The organism is Cobetia sp. 3AK (genome assembly GCF_029846335.1).
Taxonomy (GTDB): domain Bacteria; phylum Pseudomonadota; class Gammaproteobacteria; order Pseudomonadales; family Halomonadaceae; genus Cobetia; species Cobetia marina.
This window is the reverse complement of the sequence record NZ_JARWKR010000056.1, coordinates 1-209: the sequence shown is the minus strand read 5'-3', so window position 1 is coordinate 209 and position 209 is coordinate 1. Positions and strand designations below refer to the sequence as shown.

1 protein-coding gene is annotated in these 209 nt (G+C 67.5%); it reads left to right on the top strand.

The window, feature by feature from the left end; genetic code table 11:
* Window positions 1-209, top strand: a 209-nt coding sequence (locus tag QD228_RS17130; RefSeq protein ID WP_279876150.1) for a diguanylate cyclase, incomplete at both ends; no start/stop codon positions are given.

The window sequence follows — 209 nt, the reverse complement described above, 5'->3', positions numbered from 1 at the left end:
GCGCCAGCCGGACGTGCTGGCGCGGACCGGTGGGGACGAGTTCGCGATCCTGCTCTCAGGCGTCAATCGTAGCGATGACGCCACCGAGGTGGCGGAGCGGATTCGTGGCGCCCTGGCGATCCCGTTCACTCTTTCGGATTTCGAGGTCCGCATCGGCTGCTCGATCGGGATCGCCCTGGGCGCGTGCCTGGCCGCTGATCATGAGGACA